The 20,705-nt window shown below is 63.1% G+C and carries 17 protein-coding genes; 13 read left to right on the top strand and 4 right to left on the bottom strand.

Going from position 1 to position 20,705, the window contains the following annotated elements; all coding sequences use genetic code 11:
• Window positions 1-185 precede the first annotated feature (185 nt).
• The 10 genes from P5W98_RS16490 to P5W98_RS16445 all read left to right on the top strand — a co-directional run bounded on the left by P5W98_RS16490 (window position 186) and on the right by P5W98_RS16445 (window position 15,772).
• The gene (locus P5W98_RS16490) at window positions 186-1,733 is read left to right on the top strand and encodes an NADH-quinone oxidoreductase subunit M (protein WP_421026932.1); all 1,548 of its coding nucleotides are present in this window, start codon (window positions 186-188) and stop codon (window positions 1,731-1,733) included.
• A 356-nt stretch (window positions 1,734-2,089) separates the two neighbouring features.
• Complete coding sequence (gene cyoA, locus P5W98_RS16485) at window positions 2,090-2,977, top strand: ubiquinol oxidase subunit II (protein WP_035533912.1); 888 nt, start codon at window positions 2,090-2,092, stop codon at window positions 2,975-2,977.
• Between the two features lie 6 nt (window positions 2,978-2,983).
• Complete coding sequence (gene cyoB, locus P5W98_RS16480; RefSeq protein WP_421026933.1) at window positions 2,984-5,020, top strand: cytochrome o ubiquinol oxidase subunit I; 2,037 nt, start codon at window positions 2,984-2,986, stop codon at window positions 5,018-5,020.
• Window positions 5,020-5,631 (top strand): cytochrome o ubiquinol oxidase subunit III, encoded by a 612-nt coding sequence (cyoC, locus tag P5W98_RS16475; protein ID WP_421026934.1) that lies wholly within the window; start codon window positions 5,020-5,022, stop codon window positions 5,629-5,631. Before cyoB ends, cyoC begins: the two co-directional genes overlap by 1 nt.
• Window positions 5,632-5,961, top strand: coding sequence for a cytochrome o ubiquinol oxidase subunit IV (gene cyoD, locus P5W98_RS16470; protein ID WP_421026935.1), 330 nt, complete (start codon window positions 5,632-5,634; stop codon window positions 5,959-5,961). It begins immediately after the preceding gene.
• A 211-nt stretch (window positions 5,962-6,172) separates the two neighbouring features.
• Window positions 6,173-6,775, top strand: a complete 603-nt coding sequence (locus P5W98_RS16465) for a TetR/AcrR family transcriptional regulator (RefSeq protein WP_421027103.1) — start codon at window positions 6,173-6,175, stop codon at window positions 6,773-6,775.
• 201 nt (window positions 6,776-6,976) lie between these two features.
• The gene (locus P5W98_RS16460; protein ID WP_421026936.1) at window positions 6,977-7,660 is read left to right on the top strand and encodes a type 1 glutamine amidotransferase domain-containing protein; all 684 of its coding nucleotides are present in this window, start codon (window positions 6,977-6,979) and stop codon (window positions 7,658-7,660) included.
• A gap of 317 nt (window positions 7,661-7,977) precedes the next feature.
• Window positions 7,978-9,075: an NADH:flavin oxidoreductase/NADH oxidase gene (locus P5W98_RS16455; protein ID WP_421026937.1), complete on the top strand. Its 1,098-nt coding sequence runs from the start codon at window positions 7,978-7,980 to the stop codon at window positions 9,073-9,075.
• Window positions 9,076-9,232: 157 nt separating this feature from the next.
• A complete protein-coding gene (gene uvrA, locus P5W98_RS16450) occupies window positions 9,233-15,208 on the top strand; it encodes an excinuclease ABC subunit UvrA (RefSeq protein ID WP_421026938.1) in 5,976 nt (1,991 codons plus the stop codon).
• A 333-nt stretch (window positions 15,209-15,541) separates the two neighbouring features.
• The gene (locus P5W98_RS16445; protein WP_035533873.1) at window positions 15,542-15,772 is read left to right on the top strand and encodes an H-NS family nucleoid-associated regulatory protein; all 231 of its coding nucleotides are present in this window, start codon (window positions 15,542-15,544) and stop codon (window positions 15,770-15,772) included.
• A 97-nt stretch (window positions 15,773-15,869) separates the two neighbouring features.
• Here P5W98_RS16445 and P5W98_RS16440 read toward each other — a convergent pair whose 3' ends face one another.
• Window positions 15,870-16,067: a hypothetical protein gene (locus tag P5W98_RS16440; protein WP_421027109.1), complete on the bottom strand. Its 198-nt coding sequence runs from the start codon at window positions 16,065-16,067 to the stop codon at window positions 15,870-15,872.
• Between P5W98_RS16440 and P5W98_RS16435 the strand changes: the two genes are divergently transcribed.
• Entirely contained in the window at window positions 16,027-16,605 is a 579-nt protein-coding gene (locus P5W98_RS16435) for an NnrU family protein (protein WP_421026939.1), read from the top strand. The two genes, P5W98_RS16440 and P5W98_RS16435, sit on opposite strands and share 41 nt — an antisense overlap.
• A 135-nt stretch (window positions 16,606-16,740) precedes the next feature.
• On the opposite strand, the gene pcaG is transcribed toward P5W98_RS16435, so the two are convergent.
• Window positions 16,741-17,331: a protocatechuate 3,4-dioxygenase subunit alpha gene (pcaG, locus tag P5W98_RS16430; protein ID WP_421027104.1), complete on the bottom strand. Its 591-nt coding sequence runs from the start codon at window positions 17,329-17,331 to the stop codon at window positions 16,741-16,743.
• Window positions 17,331-18,035, bottom strand: coding sequence for a protocatechuate 3,4-dioxygenase subunit beta (pcaH, locus tag P5W98_RS16425; protein ID WP_421026940.1), 705 nt, complete (start codon window positions 18,033-18,035; stop codon window positions 17,331-17,333). The genes pcaG and pcaH overlap by 1 nt, the downstream gene beginning before the upstream one ends.
• Window positions 18,036-18,172: 137 nt before the next feature.
• On the opposite strand from pcaH, the gene pcaQ reads away from it, so the two are divergent.
• Entirely contained in the window at window positions 18,173-19,213 is a 1,041-nt protein-coding gene (gene pcaQ / locus P5W98_RS16420) for a pca operon transcription factor PcaQ (protein WP_421026941.1), read from the top strand.
• A 12-nt stretch (window positions 19,214-19,225) separates the two neighbouring features.
• Here pcaQ and P5W98_RS16415 read toward each other — a convergent pair whose 3' ends face one another.
• On the bottom strand, window positions 19,226-19,909 hold the full coding sequence (locus P5W98_RS16415; RefSeq protein WP_421026942.1) for a helix-turn-helix domain-containing protein: 684 nt from the start codon (window positions 19,907-19,909) through the stop codon (window positions 19,226-19,228).
• A 326-nt stretch (window positions 19,910-20,235) separates the two neighbouring features.
• Between P5W98_RS16415 and P5W98_RS16410 the strand changes: the two genes are divergently transcribed.
• Window positions 20,236-20,439, top strand: a complete 204-nt coding sequence (locus tag P5W98_RS16410; RefSeq protein WP_421026943.1) for a DUF6900 domain-containing protein — start codon at window positions 20,236-20,238, stop codon at window positions 20,437-20,439.
• Window positions 20,440-20,705 lie beyond the last annotated feature (266 nt).

Here is a 20,705-nt window from a genome sequence, read left to right as displayed (position 1 = left end):
AAACTTCCGTATTCCGATTACCCTCGTTAACCCTTGAACGTGTGTTGCATTTCGCCTTGTAGCTGACAAATTCGTTACAGCGCGGCTGGTCCGATTTTCACCCCACGTCAATCTTTCAAATTGCTTGCGCACCAATCCGTGCGCCGAGGAAGCTATTCGCTCCGCATTTTTAGGGTCCCGTTGAAATGCATTCCGTTCCATTCCTGAGTCTGGCGATCTGGATTCCCATCCTGTTCGGCGTGGCCGTCCTGCGCGTCGGATCGGATCGTCAACCGCAGCGCGCGCGCTGGCTGTCGCTGATCGGCGCCATCGTTGGCCTGCTGTTGACCTTGCCGCTGATCACTGGTTTTGACAACCACGCTGCCGGCATGCAGTTCGTCGAATTTCGCAACTGGCTGCCCGAGTTCGGGGTTGCCTGGCGTCTCGGGATCGATGGCATTTCGATGTGGCTCGTCGTGCTGACCGCGTTCACCACGCTCGTGATCGTGATCGCCTCGTGGGCGTCGATCACGGAGCGCGTCGCGCAGTACTTCGGCGCGTTCCTGATTCTCTCGGGTCTGATGGTCGGCACCTTCGCGGCCACCGACGGCATGCTGTTCTTCGTGTTCTTCGAAGCGACACTGATTCCGCTGTACCTGCTGATCGGCACATGGGGCCACGCTCGTCGCACCTACGCGGCGGTCAAGTTCTTCTTCTTCTCGCTCGCGGGCTCGCTGCTGATGCTGCTGTCGATGCTGTATCTCTACAGCCAGTCGCACACCTTCGACATGTCCGTGTGGCATAACCTCACGCTCGGCTTCGTTCCGCAGATTCTCATCTTCATTGGTTTCTTCGCGGCCTTCGCGGTCAAGGTGCCGATGTGGCCGTTCCACACCTGGCTGCCCGACGTCCACCTCGAGGCGCCCACCGGCGCGACCGTGCTGATGGCGATGCTCAAGCTCGGCGGCTACGGCTTCCTGCGCTTCACGCTGCCGATCACGCCCGACGCCGCGCACTTCTTCGCGCCGGCGATCATCACGCTCTCGCTCGTGGCGGTGGTGTACTCGAGCCTGCTCGCGCTCGCGCAGACCGACATGACCAAGATGCTCGCGTACTCGACGGTGGCTCACATGGGTCTCGTCACGCTGGGCCTGTTCCTCTTCAACCAGATCGGCACCGAAGGCGCGATCGTGCAGATGATCTCGTACGGTTTTGTCTCGGGCGCGTTGCTGCTCTCGGTCGGCGTGCTGTTCGACCGCACGAAGACGCGCACGATCTCGGCCTATGGCGGCGTCGCCAACGTGATGCCGCGCTACGCCGCTTTCATGATGCTGTTCTGCATGGCCAACCTGGGCCTGCCGGGCACCTCGGGCTTCGTGGGCGAGTTCATGGTCATCATGGGCGCGATCCGCGTGAACTTCTGGGTCGGCGCGATTGCCGCGACGACCGTCATTCTGAGCGCTGCGTACACCCTCTGGATGTACAAGCGCGTGATCTTCGGCGCTGTGGCGAACAAGCGCGTGGCGAAACTGGCCGACCTCGGCCGCCGCGAAACGCTGATCTTCGCTTCGCTCGCAGCGCTGGTGCTGGCAGTGGGCCTCTACCCGAAGCCCATGACCGATGCGATCGAGCTCTCGGCAGCGAACCTCGTGAACCAGGCAGGCCGCTCGAAGCAGCCCGCTGACGACGGTGCGCCTGCGGAAGCCGTGCGTGCGGGCACCGACGTGCGTGCCGCGCAGCACTCGCCGACGTAACGACGTAAAGGTCGTGATCAGCAAGGAATGACGGCGCACCTCGCGCGCCGCCCCGCCATGAGGCGGCGCGGCGCGCAGGTGCGTCCAGAAGGTTTCGAATTTTGATGTTCGAAAAAAGCCGCTGCGGATCGGTGTCAAGGCCGTATCGGGGCGCGATGTGCGTGTGTTTCCGAGGCGCGACAAACCTCGCGAACACATGCGACATAGTGTCTCGATTTCGGTTTTGACAAAGATCATTTCTGCATTCATTGATTGTCTTCGATCAGAGCGGCTGTATGATTCGGGCGCGCTTCCCTTGTCTCATGTCAAAGGGGTGTGTCCGGAACTATTCAATGAATGAATTTCAGGCAAACGTGATGAAAAGAACGACCTTGCAAAGGTTATTGCTTCCCGTGAGTGCCGGATTGGCCATGTGTCTTTCCGGATGCAACTTGGAAGTCCTCGACCCCAAAGGCAGCGTGGGGATGGCGGAAAAGTCGCTGATCGCGACCTCCACCTGGGCCATGCTGATCGTGGTGATCCCCGTGATCATCCTGACGCTGTGGTTCGCGTACCGTTACCGCGCGTCGAACCGCAACGCCACTTATGCGCCCAAGTGGTCGCACTCGACGGCTATCGAAGTCGTCGTCTGGACCGTGCCGACGCTGATCATTCTGTTCCTCGGCGTGCTCACGTGGAAAACCACGCATGAGCTCGACCCGTACAAGCCGCTCGAATCGAACGTCAAGCCGATCAACGTCGAAGTGGTCGCGCTGGACTGGAAGTGGCTCTTCATCTATCCGGACCTCGGCATTGCCACGGTGAACCAGCTGGCTGTGCCCGTTGGCACGCCGGTGAACTTCAGCATCACGTCCGACTCGGTGATGAACTCGTTCTTCATCCCGCAACTGGGCACCCAGGTCTACGCGATGGCCGGCATGCAGACGCGCCTGCACCTGATCGCGGACGAAGCCGGCGATTACGCGGGCCTGTCGGCGAACTTCAGCGGCAAGGGCTTCTCGGACATGAAGTTCCGCACGATCGCAACGAACCAGCAAGACTTCGACGCATGGGTCCAGAAGGTCAAGGCGTCGCAAACGTCGCTTTCGATGGATCAGTACGCGACGGTCGCCAAGCCGAGCGAAAAGGCTCCGGTTGAGTACTTCTCGACGGTCGACCCGAAGCTCTTCAACAACATCATTGCGAAGTACAACAACGGCCACGTCACGAATTTCAGTGACCCGTCGTGCGTGACCAAGGGGTAACCAGGCATGTTCGGAAAACTTACACTGGATGCCGTTCCGTATCACGAGCCGATTATTCTCGGCACGATGTTCGGCATGGCGGTCATCGGCGCACTCTTGCTCGGTGGCATCACTTACTTCGGTAAGTGGAAATACTTGTGGACGGAGTGGCTGACGAGCGTCGACCACAAGCGTCTGGGCGTGATGTACATCATCGTCGCTCTCGTCATGCTCGTGCGCGGCTTCGCCGACGCCATCATGATGCGTAGCCAGCTCGCGCTCGCGTACAACGCGCCGGGCTTTCTCCCGCCGCATCACTACGACCAGATCTTCACGGCGCACGGCGTGATCATGATTTTCTTCATGGCCATGGCCTTCATGGTCGGCCTGATGAACATCGTCGTGCCGCTGCAGATCGGTGCGCGCGACGTGGCGTTCCCGTTCCTGAACTCGCTGTCGTTCTGGATGACGGCCGTTGGCGCGGCCCTGCTGATGATCTCGCTGGTCGTCGGTGAATTCGCGCAGACCGGCTGGCTCGCGTATCCGCCGCTTTCGGAGCTCGCATACAGTCCAGGGGTTGGTGTCGACTACTATCTGTGGGCGCTCCAGATCTCCGGTGTCGGCACGCTGCTGACCGGCGTGAACTTCTTCGTCACCATCATCAAGATGCGTGCCCCCGGCATGACGATGATGAAGCTGCCGGTGTTCACGTGGACGGCGCTGTGCACGAACGTGCTGATCATGGCTTCGTTCCCGGTCCTGACCATCGCGCTCGCGCTGCTCGGCCTCGACCGCTACTTGGGCATGCACTTCTTCACGAACGATGCCGGCGGCAACGCCATGCTGTACCTGAACCTGATCTGGGCCTGGGGTCACCCTGAGGTGTACATCCTGATCCTGCCGGCGTTCGGCATTTTCTCGGAAGTCGTTTCGACCTTCTCGAAGAAGCCGCTGTTCGGCTACAAGGCAATGGTCTATGCGACCTGCGCGATCATGGTGCTGGCGTTCCTCGTGTGGCTGCACCACTTCTTCACGATGGGTTCGGGCGCGGACGTCAACGCGTTCTTCGGCATCGCCACGATGATCATCTCGATCCCGACGGGCGTGAAAATCTTCAACTGGCTGTTCACGATCTACCGCGGCCGCCTTGAGTTCAACTCGGCCGTACTGTGGACGCTCGGCTTCATGGTCACCTTCACCATCGGCGGCATGACCGGCGTGATGATGGCGATCCCGGGCGCGGACTTCGTGCTGCACAACTCGCTGTTCCTGATTGCTCACTTCCACAACGTGATCATCGGCGGCGTGGCGTTTGGCTACTTCGCCGGCATGAACTTCTGGTTCCCGAAGGTATTTGGCTTCAAGCTCAACGAAAAGCTCGGCAAGCGCGCGTTCTGGTTCTGGCTCACGGGCTTCTATGTCGCGTTCACGCCGCTGTACGTGCTCGGCTTCATGGGCGCAACGCGTCGTCTGAACCATTACGACAACCCGGCATGGCATCCGTGGATGATCATCGCCTGGTTCGGCGCCGTGCTCGTGCTGATCGGCATCGTGCACCAGTTCGCACAGCTGTACGTTTCGGTTCGCGACCGCAACCTGCCGGAAAACCGCGACCTGACGGGCGATCCGTGGGGTGGCCGTACGCTGGAATGGTCGATCTCGTCGCCGCCGCCGTCGTATAACTTCCCGGTTATCCCGCACGTGAGCGAGCTCGACGAATTCGCGCACATGAAGGAAATGGGCCGCGAAACGCCGGACGTCGCGAACACGAAGTACACCGATATCCACATGCCCTCGAACACGAGCGCAGGCGTCTTTATCGGCTTCTTCAGCCTGGTGGTCGGCTTTGCGGGCATCTGGCACATCTGGTGGCTCATGATCGCTGGTTTCGTCGGCATTCTCGCGACGGCAATCGGCTACAGCTTCCAGAAGAACGAGGGTTACTACATCCCGGCCTCCAAGGTCCGGGCCGATGAAGAAGCGCGTAATCGCGCACTGGTCAAGGCGTTCGAAGACAAGCAGCGCCGTGGCAAGGTTGACGAAGCAGCACTGGAGGCCAACTGATGTCGACGAATACAAGTGCGGCCGCACTGGCGGCGCACGATCACCACGATCACCCGCCGTCACATTCGGTGTTCGGCTTCTGGCTGTACCTGATGACGGACTGCATTCTGTTCGGCTCGCTGTTCGCAGTGTTCGCCGTGATGCAGCACCAGTTCGCAGGCGGCCCGACCGGCAAGGACCTGTTCGACATTCCGGGCGTCGCGCTGGAAACGGCAGTGCTGCTGCTGTCGTCCATCACGTACGGCTTCGCGATGATCGGCGCGTACAAGAAGCGCACCGGCCAGGTGATGTTCTGGCTGGCCGTCACGTTCCTGCTGGGCGCGACCTTCCTGTACTTCGAACTGCATGAATTCGCGCACCTGATCGAAGAAGGCGCGGGCCCGCAGCGCAGCGCGTTCCTCTCGTCGTTCTTCACGCTGGTGGCCACCCACGGTATCCACGTGACGTTTGGCATGCTCTGGATGATCGTGCTGATGGTGCAGACCCTGAAGGCGCCGGAAATCGGCGAGCGCGAAATTCGCCGCCTGTCGTGCCTGAGCCTTTTCTGGCACTTTCTGGACATCGTCTGGATCTGCGTGTTCTCCTTTGTTTACCTTGCGAGCGTGATCTAAATGAGTGCTCATTCCATCCACGAAGAAGAAAGCCACGGCAGCCTCGGCGGTTACCTGGCAGGTTTCGTCCTGGCGGTGGTGCTCACGGCCGCTTCGTTCTGGCTCGTGCTGCATGGCGGCTTCTCGCGCGAAACCGCGCTGCTCGGCCTTGCCGTGCTGGCGGTCGTGCAGATCCTCGTGCACCTCGTGTTCTTCCTGCACATGAACTCGTCGTCGAGCCAGCGCTGGAACGTGACCGCGTTCACCTACACGGTGCTGACGGTGTTGATCATCGTCGGCGGTACGCTGTGGGTCATGCATAACGTCGGCATGAATATGATGTCGCGTTAATTTCTTGTCTTGTCAAGTCCGGCGCTCGCGCCGGGCGCGACGGCCAAGACAACGCCGCCTGGGCTCGCGCCCGGCGGCGTTTTTCGTTTTTGAGCCTGGAGTTTCGTTTCGGAAACGATGCGGAGCGCTGGAATTTCCGATCGTGGAAAACACTACGCCGGATGCGTGTTTACTAGACGACTGGTCTATTCCGCCGGTAACATGGCAACCCATGAACGCAGCGCCAGCCGTCGAAACGCGGCAACACATTCTCGATACTGCCATGCCCATCTTGCTGGGCAAGGGTTTTTCGGCCGTGGGTCTCAATGAGATCCTCGCGGCTGCGGGGGTCCCCAAGGGGTCGTTCTATCACTATTTCGGCTCGAAAGAAGCGTTCGGTGAAGCGTTGCTGACGTCGTATTTCACCGAGTACGCGGAACGCCTCGCGGCGCAACTCTCGAGCGAGGTGGGTACGCCGGCCACGCGGCTCATTGGTTATTTCGACGCGTGGCGCGTGATGCAATGCGCGGACGGTCCGGACGGCAAGTGCCTGGCGGTGAAGCTGGGTGCGGAAGTCAGTGATCTTTCGGAGACGATGCGCGCGGTCCTGCGCCGCGGCACGGACGAGATCATCGGACGCATTGCGGCATGCATCGAAGAAGGTCGCGCGGATGGGTCGCTTGCGGGCGTGAACGATGCTGTCGTAACGGCGGGGGCCCTGTATCAGCTATGGCTGGGTGCGACGTTGATGGAGAAGATCCGCCGCGACCGCAGCCCGCTCGACGCTGCGATGGCGACTACGCGGCAGTTGTTGAATCTCCCGGCAGGCGATTGATCGAACGCGAGCCGGCGTTTCCGGGCATCAGCATTGCAATGAAGCGGCGCGCTTGAGCGGGCGCCATGCAAATGGGCTGGTGCAGCCTGTTACTAGACGACTGGTCTAATAGTCCGTTTCCGGCGTGCTGTGCGGAGCAGTTTTCGAGGTGGGTCGCGCAGATTGCGCAAGCGACGGACATCACCGAAAAGAGGAACCTTGATGAAAGTACTGATCGTTTTGACTTCGCACGAAGACCTCGGCAACACGGGCAAGAAGACCGGTTTCTGGCTCGAAGAATTCGTCGCGCCGTACTACGCGTTGCGCGACGCGGGGGCGCAAATCACGCTGGCTTCGCCCATGGGCGGCCAGCCGCCGCTCGATCCAAAGAGCGGCGACCCCACGGCTCAGACCGACGCGACGCGCCGTTTCGACGCTGACGCCACGGCGCGTGCCGAGCTTTCCAATACGAAACGCCTCGTCGAGATCGACGCGAGTGCGTTCGACGCGGTGTTCTACCCCGGCGGCCACGGCCCGCTGTGGGACCTCGCGGAAGATCCGGTCTCGATCGCACTGATCGAGAAGACAATTGCGGCGGGCAAGCCGGTCGCTGCCGTGTGCCATGCACCGGGCGTGCTGCGTCATGTGAAGGGTGCGGACGGCCAGCCGCTGGTGGCGGGCAAGGCGGTCACCGGCTTTTCGAATAGCGAAGAAGCCGCGGTGCAGTTGACCGATGTGGTGCCGTTCCTTGTCGAGGACGTGCTCAAGGAAAACGGTGGCAAGTACACGAAAGCCGCTGACTGGGCACCGCACGTCGAAACTGACGGATTGCTCATCACGGGGCAGAACCCAGCTTCGTCGGAGCCGGTTGCCCACGCGCTGCTTGCGGCGCTGCGCAGCAAGTAAGCACGGGCTGGTCGCCTGTAAAGAGCTGCAGGCACGGCGAGTCCAGCTTCGAGTCTCGTCACCGGATGCTTCGCACGCGAGTTGTATCCGGTGAGCGCGCCGGTTTGCCCGTTGCGGGCCGGTGCTCAATCGATGACGGCGGCGAATTCATGACCGCCGTCGTCCGCTTCTGGTCTCTATTTCCTTTCGGCAACGCCAGGAAATCCCGATTTTTCAGCCGATCCGCGCGCATTGCGCGCTTGCGTCAATCAGTAACCGTTACGTGATCGGAGCGAGCCACTAAAGTGGCGGCTCCGGTTAATACAGGAGAGCATTTGATGTCTGCATTGTTCGAGCCGTTCAAGCTCAAGGGCGCAACGCTGCGCAACCGCATTGCCGTTCCGCCGATGTGCCAGTACATGGCTGTCGACGGCATGATCAACGACTGGCATCACGTCCACTACGCTCAAATCGCACGCGGCGGCGCAGGCCTCGTGATTGTCGAGGCCACGGCGGTTTCTCCGGAAGGCCGCATCACGCCGGGCTGCGCGGGCATCTGGAACGATGAGCAGGCCAAGGCCTTTGCGCCGACGGTCGCCGCAATCAAGGCGGCGGGCGCGGTGCCGGGCATCCAGATCGCGCACGCGGGCCGCAAGGCGAGCGCGAACCGCCCGTGGGAAGGCGACGACCATATCGCTGAAGGCGACGCGCGCGGCTGGCAGGCGATCGCGCCGTCCCCGATCGAGTTCGGCGCGCATCTGCCGAAGGTCCCGCGTGCAATGACGCTCGACGACATCGCGCGCGTGCGCGAGGATTTCGTTTCGGCAGCCAAACGTGCGCTCGACGCCGGCTTCGAATGGCTCGAACTGCACTTCGCGCACGGCTATCTCGGCCAGAGTTTCTTTTCCGAACATTCGAACCAGCGCAACGACGCCTATGGTGGCAACCTCGAAAACCGCAGCCGTTTCCTTCTGGAAACGCTGGCCGCGGTGCGCAAAGTCTGGCCGGAGCATCTGCCGCTGACTGCGCGTTTCGGCGTGATCGAATACGATGGCCGCGACGAGCAGACGCTCGCCGAGTCGATCGAACTAGCCAGGAGCTTCAAGCGCGAAGGGCTCGACATGCTCGGCGTGAGTGCGGGCTTCTCGACGCCGGCTGCGCGGATTCCCTGGGCGCCGGCGTTCCTCGCGCCGATCGCGCAGAAGGTGCGCCGCGCCGCGGGGCTGCCGGTGTCATCGGCGTGGGGTATCGGCACGCCCGAGCTTGCGCAACGTTGCGTGGCCTCGGAGCAACTCGATCTGGTGATGGTCGGCCGCGCGCATCTCGCGAATCCGCACTGGCCGTACTTCGCCGCGCAAGAGTTGAAGGTCGAGCGCGCTGCATGGACGCTGCCCGCGCCTTACGCGCATTGGCTCGAACGTTACAAAGTGAGTTAAGCGGGGCGACGGGCAAATATTGCCCATCGGAAATCGAGCGGTGCACACGTCCGGCGTGCTGTATAAATATACAGTAGAATTCTGACCACGACAGCCCGCGCCGGGCTGCGAACGGCCGGGCGGCACCGCCCGGTATCCTGCATTTGATCCAGCCGGAATGCCAGCGCAAGTGAGCGATAACCGATCCATTCGAATCCGCGGTGCCCGCCAGCACAACCTCAAGAATCTCGACCTCGATTTGCACACCGGCCAAATGACGGTGGTGACCGGACCGTCCGGTTCGGGCAAGTCGAGTCTCGTATTCGACACCCTTTACGCGGAGGGTCAGCGCCGTTACGTCGAAACCTTCAGTGCCTATGCGCGTCAGTTTCTTGACCGCATGGACCGGCCTCAGGTCGATCGCGTCGACGGTGTGCCGCCCGCCATTGCCATCGACCAGACCAATCCGGTGCGCAGTTCGCGCTCCACGGTCGGCACGATGACGGAACTCAACGACCACCTGAAGCTGCTCTACGCGCGTGCCGCGAATCTTTTCGACCGCGTGACCGCGCAGCCGGTGCGCCACGATACGCCCGAGACGATTTACGCGGAATTGCGCGCACGCACGGCGGCAGACGACCCGCGCCTCGTCGTGACGTTTCCGGTCGAACTGCCCGAGACGACTACTGAAGAAGAAGTCGCGCAGTGGCTTTCCGCGAGCGGCTATACGCGCGTGCAGGCGCAGCGCGAAGTCAAGACCGCCGACGGCACGCGCAAGATGCTCGACGTGGTGGCCGACCGCTTCCGCTTGCAGAACGCCGAAAAGAGCCGCGTGATCGAGGCGATCGAGGCTTCGCTCAGGCGCGGCGCTGGACGCGTGAACATTTATGTCGTATCGGAAACCAACGGCGCCGCCGACGTTTCCGATGCGAAATCCGAGCCGCTGATCTGGCGTTTTTCCACCGGCCTCCATTGTCCCGACAGCGATCTGCGCTATGCGGATCCGCAGCCGGCGCTGTTCTCGTTCAACTCGGCTTACGGTGCGTGCGAGGTGTGCCGCGGCTTTGGCCGCGTGATCGGCGTCGACTGGGGGCTCGTGATTCCCGACGCGCGCAAGACGCTGCGCGGCGGCGCGATCAAGCCGCTACAAACGCCCGCGTGGAAGGAGTGCCAGGACGACCTGATGCGCTACGCCGCCAAGGCCGGCATCCCACGCGACACCGCGTGGTCGGAACTGACGCAGGAGCAGCGCGACTGGGTGCTCGACGGCACGCCTGACTGGAAGGGCAGTTGGCAATCGCAGTGGTATGGCGTCAAGCGGTTCTTCCAGTATCTGGAGTCGAAGGCGTACAAGATGCACATTCGTGTGCTGCTTTCGAAGTACCGCAGCTATACGCCGTGCGAAACGTGTGGCGGCGCGCGTCTGAAAACGGAAGCGCTGCAATGGCGCCTCGGCACCGGCGAGAACGCCAGCGAAGTGCTCGCGCCCGAAGCGCGCTTTATGCCGCACGGCGTGGAGTGGTCGCGCGCGCAGCTCGAAGCGCTGCCCGGCCTCACGCTGCACGATGTCATGCTGCTGCCGATCGAGCGCATTCGCCGCTTCTTCGACAGTCTTTCGCTATCCTCAGCACTGCTTGACGACGCGCTCAAGTTGCTGCTCGCTGAAGTGCGCACGCGGCTGAGGTATCTGTGCGACGTCGGCCTCGGCTATCTCACGCTCGACCGCCAGAGCCGCACGCTCTCGGGCGGCGAGGTGCAGCGCATCAACTTGACCACCGCACTCGGCACGTCGCTTACGAAAACGCTGTTCGTGCTCGATGAGCCGAGCATCGGCCTGCATCCACGCGATCTGAACCGCATCGTCGAGGCCATGCAGCGCCTGCGCGACGCCGGCAACACGCTAGTGGTCGTCGAGCACGATCCCTCGGTGATGCTGGCCGCCGACCGTCTGATCGACATGGGGCCGGGTCCCGGCGAGCGTGGCGGCACGATCGTCTACGATGGCACGCCCGACGACATCCGCTCGTCCGGCACCTTGACGGGCGAGTATCTGGGCGGTCGCCGGGCCGTCGCCGACGCGTCGCACTGGACACGCCGAGCCGTCGATGCGGACACGCCGCGCCTCGTGCTCGAAGGCGCGAGCGAGCACAACCTGCGCGATGTCACGGTGGACATTCCGTTGCAGCGGCTCGTGTGCGTGACGGGCGTATCGGGCTCGGGAAAATCGACCCTGGTGCAGGATGTGCTGTATCCGGCGCTCGCGCGCCATCTCGGCAAGGCGACCGAAGCGCCGGGCGTCTATCGCCAGCTAAGCGGCGCCGGGCAGATCAGCGACGCCGTGTTCGTCGACCAGTCGCCGATCGGCAAGACCGCGCGCTCGAATCCGGCCAGCTACGTGGGCGCGTTCGACGAGATTCGCAAGCTGTTCGCCAAGGCGCCGCTCGCGAAGCAGCGCGGCTACACGGCGGGCATGTTCAGCTTCAACTCGGGCGAGGGGCGTTGCCCGACCTGTGGCGGCTCGGGCTTCGAACATATCGAAATGCAGTTCCTGAGCGACGTCTATCTGCGTTGCCCGGACTGCGACGGTAGCCGCTACCGCCCTGAAGTGCTCGAAGTGAAGATCGAGCGCGGCGGCCGCTTGCTTTCGGTGGCGGACGTGCTGGATCTCACCGTGAGCGAGGCGGCGCAGTGCTTCAGTGAGGACGTCGAAGTATTGCGGGTGATTCAGCCGATCGTCGACGTGGGCCTCGAATACGTGAAGCTCGGGCAGCCCGTACCGACGCTTTCAGGCGGCGAGGCGCAGCGCCTGAAGCTCGCGGGCTATCTCGCGGAAACGGCGCAGGCGAACGGCAAGGGGAGCAAGGAGACCGCAGCGGGCGGGCGCCTTTTCATGTTCGACGAGCCCACCACCGGCCTGCATTTCGACGACATCGCCAAGCTGATGCGTGCGTTCGGCAAGCTGCTGGCGAGCGGCCATTCGCTGCTCGTGATCGAGCATAACCTCGACGTGATCCGTGCTGCAGACTGGCTGATCGACCTCGGCCCCGAAGGGGGCGACGCGGGCGGCGAGGTGGTGTGCGTGGGCACCCCGGACGACGTGACCGCTTGCCCGCGCTCGCATACGGGCGCGGCGCTCGAACGTTATGAAGCCGCGCTCGGCAACGGTGTCGGCACGCTAGTTGCCGAAGAAGAAGGCGTGGCGCTGCAGACGGCGTTGCGCGCGGCGCAGGCGCGCCGCGAGATTCAGGGCGAAGACGTGGTGCGCATCGTGAACGCGCGCGAGCACAATCTCAAGGCGCTCGACGTCGACATTCCGCATGGCCGGTTCAACGTCATTACCGGCGTGTCGGGCTCGGGCAAGTCTACGCTCGCGTTCGATATTCTGTTCCATGAGGGCCAGCGCCGTTACCTCGAATCGCTGAACGCCTACGCACGCTCCATCGTGCAGCCCGCTGGGCGGCCGGAGGTCGATGCGGTCTACGGCATTCCGCCCACGGTCGCCATCGAGCAGCGTCTGTCGCGCGGCGGCCGCAAGAGCACGGTGGCGACCACGTCCGAGGTGTGGCACTTCCTGCGGCTGTTGTATGTGAAGCTCGGCGTGCAGCATTGCGTGCACGATGGCACGCCCGTGACGTCGCAAAGTACCGATGCCATCGTCGCGCAGCTGCTGCGCGAGCATCGCGGCCAGCACGTGGGACTGCTCGCACCGCTCGTCGTGAACCGCAAGGGCGTGTACACGGATCTCGCGAAATGGGCCAGGGCGCGTGGCAATACGCATCTGCGCGTGGATGGCGAATTCGTGCCGGTGGCGCCGTGGCCGAAGCTCGACCGCTTCCGCGAGCACACGATCGAGTTGCCGGTCGGCGATCTCGTGATCGAGCCCGAAAACGAGGCGCAATTGCGCCAGTTGCTCGACACGACGCTCGAAGCCGGTAAGGGTGTCATGCATCTGCTGGCGCCGCTCGACGGGCTCGATCATGCAATTGGCAACGGCAATTCGACTGCGCGCATCGGCATGGTGAAAGTGCTCTCGACGCGGCGTGCCTGCCCCGTGTGCGGCACGAGCTATCCCGAGCTCGATCCGCGCATGTTCTCGTACAACAGCAAGCACGGCTGGTGCACGACCTGCGTGGGCACCGGCCTTGCGCTCACGCGCGAGCAGCGCGCGGTCTATGACGATACCGTCCTTGCCGCCGACGATCGCGGCCGCGAGCAGACTTTGCCATCGGAAGAGCAGGAGCCGGAGGGCATGGTCGACGAGCCGTGCCCGGATTGCCACGGCACGCGCCTGAATCCCGAGGCGCGCGCGGTGACCTTCGACGCGCATGCGATCGTCGATGTCGCACAGTGGACCGTGGCCGAAACGCGCCGTTGGATCGAATCGCTCGAATTGAACGGACGCGACGCGCAAATCGCGCGCGACGTGGTGAGCGAAATCCGCAGCCGTTTGCAGTTTCTCGAAGAAGTCGGGCTCGGCTATCTGAGCCTCGATCGCGCCGCGCCGAGCCTCTCGGGCGGCGAGGCGCAGCGCATCCGCCTGGCTGCGCAGCTCGGCAGCAATCTGCAGGGCGTGTGCTACGTGCTCGACGAACCGACGATCGGCTTGCATCCGCGCGACAACCAGATTCTGCTCGATGCGCTGCGCAGTCTCGGCGAGAAGGGCAACACGCTCGTCGTCGTCGAGCATGACGAAGACACGATCCGCCGCGCGGATCACATCATCGATATCGGGCCGAGCGCAGGCAAGCGCGGCGGACGCGTAGTCGCGCAGGGCAAGGTCGCCGATCTCGCGGCCCAGGCGGACTCCATCACGGGCCGCTATCTTGCGCATCCGATCGTGCATCCGTTGCAGTCGCGCCGCGAGGTGAAACCGGCGCGCGCGGGCCGCGAAGCGGTGCCCGCGCAGTGGCTTACGGTGCATGGCGGCAAGCTGCACAACCTGCGCGATGTGACCGCGCAGATTCCGCTCGGCCGCCTCGTCGCGATCACGGGCGTGAGCGGCTCGGGCAAATCGACGCTCGCGCGCGACGTGCTGCTTTCGAATCTGCTCGACGCGGTGGGGCGGTCGGTGCTGTCGTCGCCGGCAGAGCGCCGCGCGCGCAAGGCGGCGAAGGAAAGCGCGCCAGGCGCGGCCGAGCGCCGCTCGAGCGTTCTGGCGCGCACGAGCGTGAAGCCGAAGCTCGATGTTTCGCATGTGTGGCAGGGCTGCGACTCAATTAGCGGATGGGAAACCATCGACCGCGTGCTCGAAGTCGACCAGACGCCGATCGGAAAAACGCCGCGCTCGTGTCCCGCCACCTATATCGGCGTGTGGGACGCGATTCGCCGACTCTTTGCCGATACGCTCGAGGCGCGCGCGCGTGGCTACAGCGCGTCACGGTTTTCGTTCAATACCGGCGACGGCCGCTGCCCGGCGTGTGAGGGCCAGGGCGTGCGCACGATCGGCATGAGCTTCCTTCCCGATGTGAAAGTTCCGTGCGATGTCTGCCATGGCCAGCGTTTCAATCCGGAAACCCTGGCTGTAACGTGGCGCGGCCGGAATATTGGCGAAGTGCTGACGATGGAAATCGACGAGGCCGTGGAGTTCTTCGGCGCGATCACGAACATTGCCCATCCGTTGCAACTCATGAAGGACGTCGGGCTTGGCTATCTCACGCTCGGTCAGCCGTCGCCGACGCTCTCGGGCGGCGAGGCTCAGCGCATCAAACTCGTCACGGAGCTTTCCAAAGTGCGCGACGACGTCACCCGGCGCGGGCAGAAGGCGCCGCATACGCTCTACGTGCTCGACGAGCCCACCGTGGGCCTGCACATGGCGGACGTGGCGCGCCTCATTCGCGTGCTGCATCGCCTCGCCGACGCAGGGCATAGCGTGGTCGTGATCGAGCACGACCTCGACGTGATCGCCGAAGCCGACTGGATTATCGACCTCGGCCCCGAGGGCGGCGTGGGCGGCGGCACGATTGTCGGCGCGGCGCATCCGGAGGGGCTCGTGAAGGTGGCCGCGAGCCACACCGGCGCGGCACTGCGGCCCGTGCTCGCGCGCACGGCGAGCGGCGCGCAGTCGTTGCCGTCCTTGGTGGTGCGCGACGAGGGAGCGGACGATGCCGACTCCGATGGCGCGCGTGCCGCGAATCGGCGGGCCAGCGCTTCGTAAGTGGTCCCGTGGCGGCTCCATGGGCGCGTCGTGCTCGACGCCCGCGAGCGCTCCGTGTGGGCCTCGCGGGCGTCAAACCGCTTGATCTGGGCGGCTCGCGCAAGGTATGATGGGCTCCGCTTGCAGCAAGTCGCCGTGCATTTTTAGCGGCACATTCTGGCGAGTGGAGCAGCGGACCTCAGATCCCCTCCGAACCGGTCGCGGGTTTCATACCCCGGCCACCTCATCAGTGCAGCAGGGCTTCGCGGCAACTGGCGAAGCCTTCGTCTTTTCAGGGCAGACGAATCGATATCGATCGACGCCTGGTTCTTGCGATGCGAGAGGAATTATCCGATGTTCGACCTCGACGGTGAGGCGCGCGAACGGCTCATCCTGTGGATTAAACGCCGCATGGAAGAGTACGACATTACGCTCGAAGATCTTGAATTATCCATTGCCGAAAGTGAACGGCAGCCGATGTACCGTGATGCATACGGCAATACCTGGAATGGGGAAGGCGACATGCCGTCCTGGTTGTTGCGTTACAAGCATGCGGGGCAGGACATAGAGCATTTCCGCTGCTAGTGGCGAGGTGTTGCGCGGCAGGCTGTCTGGTGGTTTTGCCGGTTCTGGCAGTATTTTCAGTATCGTTTTAAAAATACCTTTTGGTGGATATTGCCATTTAATCAATGGCGCTTCGTATCCGCCCGTTCCGGTTTGACCATAAGCCGTTTAAGCGCATATTCATCGGCAGGTTGTTGCTCTTGCCGATTGGCCGCGCCATGGCGTTGCGCAACAATGCCGGCCATTGCGCTAGTGCCGCATTCAGGGGGGCTAATATGGCGTTGCTGGTGTTGGGGCTGGCAATTTTCATCGCCATGCATTTGATTCGTGTCGTGGCTGCACCATGGCGCGAGGCGCAGATCGAGCGGTTCGGCATGCCTGTGTGGCGCACTTGCTTCGGGCTGTTGTCGATTCTCGGCGTCGTGTTCATCGTCCGGGGCTACGGCCTTGCACGGCGCTATCCCGTGCCGGTCTGGCTCCCGCCGTTCGGAATGGCGCATGTCACCGCATTGCTTACCGCGATTGCCTTCGTGATGATTGCGGCCGCCTGCGTGCCGGGCAATCACCTCAAGCGTGCGCTGGGCCAGCCCTTTTTGAGCGGCGTGGCGCTCTGGGCGTTCGCGCATCTGCTCGCCAACGGCACGCTGCACGCCATCGTCCTGTTTGGCGCATTGCTGGTTTGGGCGCTGATCAAACTGCGTGCAGACCGGCGGCGCGATCGCGAGGCTGGCGTCGTACGCGCGCAGGGCACGTTTGCATGCGACATGCTGGTCGTCGTGAGTGGACTCGCCGCGTGGGCCGTATTCGCTTTCTGGCTCCATGGCGTGCTGATCGGCGTGCGCCCGCTCGGCTGACGCGCTGCAAAAAAGAAGCCTGCTCAAGGCAGGCTTCTTCACGGTACGACTGGGAGTTCCGCGATCAAATCGCAGCCGCTGCGATTTTTTGAGGCGTCCGTGAAAGCCGCATGAAAGTGCGCGACGGATTTCAGGTCACAGATCGAAGAACACCGTTTCGCGTTCGCCCTGCATGCAGATATCGAAGTGATAGACGATATTGCCAGACTGCTCGGTGCGCCGCGCGACCAGGGTGTGGCGACGCGCTTCGGGTACCGAGGCGAGCACCGGATCAGCGGCATTCGCGGCGGCCTCGTCGTCGAAATAGAGCCGTGTGAACGTGTGCGTGAGCATGCCGCGCATCATGACGATCACGTTGATGTGCGGGGCTTCGTCCGGTTGCTCGCGTCCCGGCTTTACCGTGCGTACGATGAAGCGCTGCTCGGGGTCCGTGCCGGTGCCCACCCGCGCGAAGCCGCGAAAGCCGGTTTCGGCCACTTGCGCGCGCGACGCGGGATATTGGCCGCTGGCATCGACTTGCGAGAACTCCAGCATGGCGTCGAAGACCGGCTTGCCGTCGCCGTCGATCACGCGGCCCATCAGCGTGATGTGCTCGCCGGGTGTTTGCGGGCCGGCCATCTCGGGCGTGAAGAGGCTCTTGAAGTCGAAGTCGTATTGCTGCGGGCACAGCCCGTAGGCGAAGTACGGGCCGACGGTTTGCGAAGGCGTTTCCTTGAGTGCCATGATCAACGCTCCATGGGAGTCTGGTTCGGGCCGCGCAGCACGATGTCGAATTCGTAGCCGAGTGCAAAGCCTTCTTCGGTGGTGTCGAGCGAGAAGCGCGAGATCATGCGATCGCGCGCCTGCTCGGGCGTGCCCTGGAAGATCGGGTCGTAGGCGAGCAGCGGGTCGCCGGGAAAATACATTTGCGTGACGAGGCGCGAGCCGAAGTAATCACCGAATAGCGAGAAGTGAATGTGATTCGGCCGCCACGCATTGGGGTGGTTGCCCCACGGGTATGCGCCCGGCTTGATCGTGAGAAAGCGATAGCGGCCTTCGTCGTCGGTCAGGCAGCGTCCCGCGCCCAGAAAATTCGGATCGAGCGGCGCATCGTGCTGGTCCTGCTTGTGAACATAGCGTCCCGCAGCGTTGGCCTGCCAGATTTCCACGAGCGAGTTGCGCACCGGCTTGCCGCCGTCGTCCAGCACGCGGCCTGTGACGATGATGCGCTCGCCGAGCGGTGCGCCGTTACGCGCCGCATTGCGCGTGAGATCGTGATCGAGCGCGCCGAGTTCTTCCGCGCCGTACACAGGCGCATGCAGATTGCGCAATTTTTCCTTTAGTGGAATCAGCGGCAAGGTCGGGCCGCGCTTGACCGACGAGCGGTACGGCGGATAGACATACGCCGGATGCGAGTCGAAGTCGCGCGGCGACAGGAAGGACTCATCCATGGGGTGTCTCCTGGCAGGATGGTGGTAAGAGGGTGCGAAACGCGGCGGACGGTCGCAGCGCGCGCATGCAGCCACTTTATCCAAGGCGAAAAGTTATGCAAAATGACGTTTTCTCGCGTCTCGTATAACCAATCGTTATGCAAAACCGGCTTGCGGACTCGCGCGTCAAATTTCGTCACCTTCAGTGCTTTCTCGCGGTTGCGCAGTTCGGCAGCGTGCAGCAGGCGGCTGAGAGCCTGTCGATTACGCAACCTGCGGTGTCCAAGACGATCGCCGAACTGGAATCGGCGCTCGGCGTGAGGCTGTTCGAACGCGGCCGTCACGGGGCGGTGCCCACGCGGGAGGGCCAGCTTTTCATGCCGCACGCGAGCGCATGCGTGAGCGCGCTGCGCCAGGGGGTTGCGCTGCTGGCACGCGAAGAGGGCGTGGTGGCGGCAACGCTCGATATCGGAGTGTTGCCGACCGTGGCGACCGCACTCGTGCCTGCCGCGTTGCGGCGCTTCGGCAGAGAGTGGCCGCGCGTGAGCGTGCGGCTCATGACGGCTGCCAACGCAGAGTTGCTCGAGCGACTCAAAGCAGGGGCGATCAGTTTCGCGGTCGGCCGTCTTGCGGATCCGGAGCGCATGGTGGGACTGAGCTTCGAGCAGCTTTATAACGAACCGCTGGCGGTGGTCGTGCGCTCGGGTCATCCGCTCGCGCAGGAGGTTGGATCGGCGCCGCTGCTTGCGCCGTTTCCCACGCAGTTTCCGCTCGTGCTGCCGCCGTTCGGAACGCTGATTCGTCAGGCCGCGGACAGTCTGCTGGCGGCGTGGGGCGCGCCTCCGCTTACCTCGTTCGTCGAATTATTGTCGGTCTCGGTGGGGCGCGCCCTTGCACTCGAAAACGAGGCTGTCTGGTTCGTGCCATCTGGGGCGGTCGAATACGATCTGCGCGAGGGGACGCTGGTGCGTCTGCCGGTGCCAAGCGCGGGCGGCGAGGAGCCCGTCGGGCTGATCCAGCGCACCGACACCCAACCGACGGCCGCGGGCCGAGCATTGATAGACGCAGTGAGGGAAGCCGCGCGCGAACGCAATGCGGCAGCGCATACCACCCCGGCGGTGCGGCGCGGGCGCCAACGCTCGCACGCGGCCGCCGTCACCGGAGGCAAGGGGCGCTCGGGCGGTGCCAAAGGCAAATAAAGCGTTCGTGCCTCAGGTTGCAGGAAGTTTCTTTTTGGAACGGGGCGGCTTGCTGGGCGGCGGGGCCGCTTCCGTGGCTTCGGCGGCTTCGAGTGCGCCGGGCACCGTGGCGCCCGTCGACATCCAGAGCACGAGCGCGTCTTCCTTGCTGGTGGAAACGGCAAAGTGGCCGGTGCGGCTGTCGAAGTAGAGGCTGTCGCCGGCCTCAAGATGTGTGGGGGTGTAGAGCTCGGTGTGCAGACATACGCTGCCGCTGATCACATAGATGAATTCTTCGCCTTCGTGCCGTCCCCAGTCTTCGAATGCGTCCGCCGAATGGGCCGTGACGCGCACGAGAAACGGCAGCATGGCCTTGTGCGCAAGCTCGGTGGCGAGCAACTCCATCTCGTAGCCGCGATACGCGTGCGGCTTGCCTGCGCCGCGCCGCGTCAGTGCGCGGCGGCCGCCGAAGTCGAGCTTCGGCGTCGAGCCGAATAACTCGCCCAAGTCGATTTTCAGGCCGGCAACGATCTTCTGCAGCACGTCGAAGGTGGGCGACATCAGCCCATTTTCGATTTTGGAGAGCGTGGAGCGCGACACGCCGCACGCTTGGCTCGCGTGTTCGAGCGTCAGGTCGAGAACGAGGCGGGCGGCGCGGACGCGGCGGCCGAGGTCTGCGGTCGACGAAGCCGCTGATTGCGTGAGCGTGGAGTCCATGAGTGGTGACGAGCAGGATCGGGTGTTCTGACACGTTTCCGATCATAGCAAACCGTCGCCTTTAGGAAACATCGGCCGGATGACTAACGTTTGCAATCTGACTATCGGCGTCACGCGGGTTCGACAGATCGTATGGTTTCGATTCGCGCTACTAGGGAACCGAATTGACCATCTTTAAAGATTGCCATGGATCTTGTCGTCGTGGAAAAGGTCTTTCAGTAAGAATTTTGATTAGAGCCTCGATCAGCGTCGCGTGGTCACGCGGCGAATCGTATGGCGATCCTTGCTATTTGATTGGACGATATAGATCAAGTTTGGAGAAGAAAATGCGCGACGAACGTCTCGAACTGCTGTTGGCCATTTCGCGTAGAACGCTCGGCATCGAGCGCTTCGAGTTGACCGGCAAGCAAACTGTGGACTGCCATCTGGTCAGTGCGGAAGCCGTTGGCCGCGCGCTGGAATCCGCGTATGACGCAGGGCTGATCATCGGTCGAAGGGTGGGGCGCGACGAATGCGTCGAAGGGTCGTGAAAGGGCTTGGTCGGGCAGCGGCGTTATTTTTCCGACCGGAAACCGCGCTGCGTATTCGAAGTTTCCGATAGGAAATTCAAATAGCGCTTTGGACGTGCGTTTCTCGAACCCGGCGGTAACAACGCCAACCGCGAACGGGCCCTGCGCGCGATCCTGTTCTCCGCACCAGGCACGGCCGGACAGCCGTCAGGCGGCGCGCTCATTTAATTTGGATAGCAGATCAAACTGTGTGTCGCGTGCGCACCGCGATCTGCTGCGCAGTCAGT

It is taken from the genome of Paraburkholderia sp. A1BS-2L (assembly GCF_051125205.1).
In the GTDB taxonomy this organism is placed as follows: domain Bacteria; phylum Pseudomonadota; class Gammaproteobacteria; order Burkholderiales; family Burkholderiaceae; genus Paraburkholderia.
Note: the sequence above shows the minus strand (reverse complement) of the source record. Positions and strands in the feature narration are given on the sequence as shown.

Bases quoted from the DNA above. Each gene is read 5' to 3' on its own strand.
- P5W98_RS16445 (WP_035533873.1), top strand. From the start codon at position 15,542: ATGTTCGACCTCGACGGTGAGGCGCGCGAACGGCTCATCCTGTGGATT.
- P5W98_RS16460 (WP_421026936.1), top strand. From the start codon at position 6,977: ATGAAAGTACTGATCGTTTTGACTTCGCACGAAGACCTCGGCAACACG.
- P5W98_RS16440 (WP_421027109.1), bottom strand. From the start codon at position 16,067: ATGGCGATGAAAATTGCCAGCCCCAACACCAGCAACGCCATATTAGCC.
- uvrA (WP_421026938.1), top strand. From the start codon at position 9,233: ATGCCAGCGCAAGTGAGCGATAACCGATCCATTCGAATCCGCGGTGCC.
- cyoD (WP_421026935.1), top strand. From the start codon at position 5,632: ATGAGTGCTCATTCCATCCACGAAGAAGAAAGCCACGGCAGCCTCGGC.
- P5W98_RS16410 (WP_421026943.1), top strand. From the start codon at position 20,236: ATGCGCGACGAACGTCTCGAACTGCTGTTGGCCATTTCGCGTAGAACG.
- P5W98_RS16435 (WP_421026939.1), top strand. From the start codon at position 16,027: ATGGCGTTGCTGGTGTTGGGGCTGGCAATTTTCATCGCCATGCATTTG.
- P5W98_RS16415 (WP_421026942.1), bottom strand. From the start codon at position 19,909: ATGGACTCCACGCTCACGCAATCAGCGGCTTCGTCGACCGCAGACCTC.
- P5W98_RS16465 (WP_421027103.1), top strand. From the start codon at position 6,173: ATGAACGCAGCGCCAGCCGTCGAAACGCGGCAACACATTCTCGATACT.
- pcaH (WP_421026940.1), bottom strand. From the start codon at position 18,035: ATGGATGAGTCCTTCCTGTCGCCGCGCGACTTCGACTCGCATCCGGCG.
- pcaQ (WP_421026941.1), top strand. From the start codon at position 18,173: ATGCAAAACCGGCTTGCGGACTCGCGCGTCAAATTTCGTCACCTTCAG.
- cyoA (WP_035533912.1), top strand. From the start codon at position 2,090: ATGAAAAGAACGACCTTGCAAAGGTTATTGCTTCCCGTGAGTGCCGGA.
- cyoB (WP_421026933.1), top strand. From the start codon at position 2,984: ATGTTCGGAAAACTTACACTGGATGCCGTTCCGTATCACGAGCCGATT.
- P5W98_RS16455 (WP_421026937.1), top strand. From the start codon at position 7,978: ATGTCTGCATTGTTCGAGCCGTTCAAGCTCAAGGGCGCAACGCTGCGC.
- cyoC (WP_421026934.1), top strand. From the start codon at position 5,020: ATGTCGACGAATACAAGTGCGGCCGCACTGGCGGCGCACGATCACCAC.
- P5W98_RS16490 (WP_421026932.1), top strand. From the start codon at position 186: ATGCATTCCGTTCCATTCCTGAGTCTGGCGATCTGGATTCCCATCCTG.